We start from the raw sequence: 1,922 nt of genomic DNA, 5'->3' as shown, positions 1-1,922 counted from the left end.
GGCCTGACGCAGATCGGCCGTTGCTCGCTTCAGGTATTCGCGGAACTTGTCTTCGGTGTTTCCCACGGGGCGGACCCTTTCGAGGCGGCCTGGCATGCGATCGGACAGAACGGTGCGGCAACGGAGCGGTGTGGCAACGGGGTGGTGCGGCAGCGGAGTCGGTCAGACTTCCTGCACTTCAATGGCGAGCGAGGGGCAGCTGCGGGCCGCCTTTCGCGCTTCGGCGTGCAGTGCCGGTTCCGGCTCCGGTGAGAGGAGCACGACGACGCCGTCCTCGTCCCGCTGATCGAAGACGTCCGGGGCGGTCATCGCGCAGATTCCGGACGAGCAGCACTCTTCTTCATTGATCGTGATCAGCAGACGGCTCACCACGTCACCTCCAGTCGATGGATTCCGAATACCGTCGCGTCCTTGAAGGGAAGTTCCTCAGGAGGCGACATCAGGCGCAGTTCGGGTATGCGCCTGAAGAGCGTGTTGTAGACGATTTCGAGTTCCGCGCGGGCCAGGTTCTGGCCGAGGCAGGCGTGGATTCCGAAGCCGAAGGCGACGTGGCCGGACGTCTCGCGCTGCAGATCCAGTTCGCCCGGATCGGGGAACACCCGCTCGTCGTGATTGGCGGCGGCCGCCGAGGCGATGAACCCTTCGCCCGCACGGACGACGACATCACCGACCTCGATGTCCTCCAGTGCCACGCGGGCCGTGGGGTAGTCGACGATGCTGAAGTACCGCAGGAGCTCCTCGACGGCGCCGGCGGTCAGCGTCGGATCGGCCTTGATGCGGGCGAGCTTCTCGGGCTCGCGCAGCAGGGCCGTCACACCGAGCGAGATCATGTTCGCGGTGGTCTCGTGACCGGCGATGAGCAGCAGCACGGCGAAGCCGGTCAGCAGTTCGCGGTCGTAGATGCCCGCCTCCCGGTACTTCACCGTGAGCCGGCTCAGCAGCGCGTCGTCGGGTTCCTCGTTCTTGCTGTCGACGAGGTCGCCGAGAAAGGCGAGCAGGGCGCCGAATGCATGCTTCCGGTCGTCGGGAGTGCTGGCCCGGTCGAGCAGGACCTCGGTGTACTTCTGAAAAATGCCCCGGCTTCCGTAAGGCACCCCCAGCAATTCACAGATGACGAGCGAGGGAACCGGAAGCGAGAGCTCCTGGACCAGATCGACCGGGCGCGAATTTCCGGAATCCAGGATCCGGGTGACGCACTCGTCGACGATCTCCTGAATGCGAGGGCGGAGCCGACGAGTCCGGCTGGCCGTGAACTCGCTGGTGACCATCCGGCGGTGCAACGCGTGCTCCGGCGAGTCCATCGAGAGCAGAAAGCCCTTCTGGGCGAAGACCCCGATGTCGGCGACCGTCGCGGGAAAGGCGGGGTGCGCACGGTTCGAGCTGGTCGCAGGGTTGCTCAGGAGGGTGCGCACATGTTCGTGGCGCGTCGCCAGCCAGGCAGTCCTGCCGTTCTGCAGCACGACGTGGGACATCGGCTCCTCGGAACGCAGCCGCGCGTATTCGGCGGGCGGACTGAAAGGACATGTCCGGGGCATGGGAAAGGAAAGTTTTTCAGAGGCGCCGGGGTCGGTCATTTTGTCGACCTCTCGTTTGAGCTATATGCATCCGTACGGTGAGGCTGAGAGAGCGTCGGGAAGCGTAGACACCGCTGCTTAACTCCTGCTAAATGGCAACCCCTGCCGTCGGCGCGGGTGCCGTGCGAGTGGGCCGGCGTCGATTTCCGGACGACGCTTTAGGTCGCATTAAGAGCAAACCAAGGCCCGACCTGAAGGGTTACGAGTCGAACGGGTGGGCGCATGTAGGTCGGGCTGCCACCCATGGACCAGTGCCCGGGTAGTCCGAGGGGATGGCTCTGCATGCCGACGACGGAAGACAAGCTCCGCGAGTACCTCAAGCGTGTGACGACGGATCTGCAGCAGACG

General features: G+C 64.9%; 4 protein-coding genes. 1 reads left to right on the top strand and 3 read right to left on the bottom strand.

What is annotated here, in order from left to right:
- From ACFYW1_RS38990 to ACFYW1_RS38980, 3 genes are all read right to left on the bottom strand, one after another.
- Positions 1-96, bottom strand: a 96-nt coding sequence (locus ACFYW1_RS38990) for a polyketide synthase docking domain-containing protein (protein ID WP_384231831.1), incomplete at its 3' end; no start/stop codon positions are given.
- A 66-nt stretch (positions 97-162) separates the two neighbouring features.
- Positions 163-360 carry a ferredoxin gene (locus ACFYW1_RS38985; protein WP_148841347.1) on the bottom strand — a complete coding sequence of 66 codons (198 nt, stop codon included), beginning with the start codon at positions 358-360 and terminating at the stop codon, positions 163-165.
- Between the two features lie 5 nt (positions 361-365).
- The gene (locus tag ACFYW1_RS38980) at positions 366-1,574 is read right to left on the bottom strand and encodes a cytochrome P450 (protein ID WP_389004578.1); all 1,209 of its coding nucleotides are present in this window, start codon (positions 1,572-1,574) and stop codon (positions 366-368) included.
- Positions 1,575-1,817: 243 nt separating this feature from the next.
- Between ACFYW1_RS38980 and ACFYW1_RS38975 the strand changes: the two genes are divergently transcribed.
- Positions 1,818-1,922, top strand: a 105-nt coding sequence (locus ACFYW1_RS38975; RefSeq protein ID WP_351838653.1) for a polyketide synthase docking domain-containing protein, incomplete at its 3' end; no start/stop codon positions are given.

This window comes from Streptomyces sp. NPDC002669 (genome assembly GCF_042889165.1).
Lineage (GTDB): Bacteria > Actinomycetota > Actinomycetes > Streptomycetales > Streptomycetaceae > Streptomyces.
This window is presented reverse-complemented; position numbering and strand designations above follow the sequence as displayed.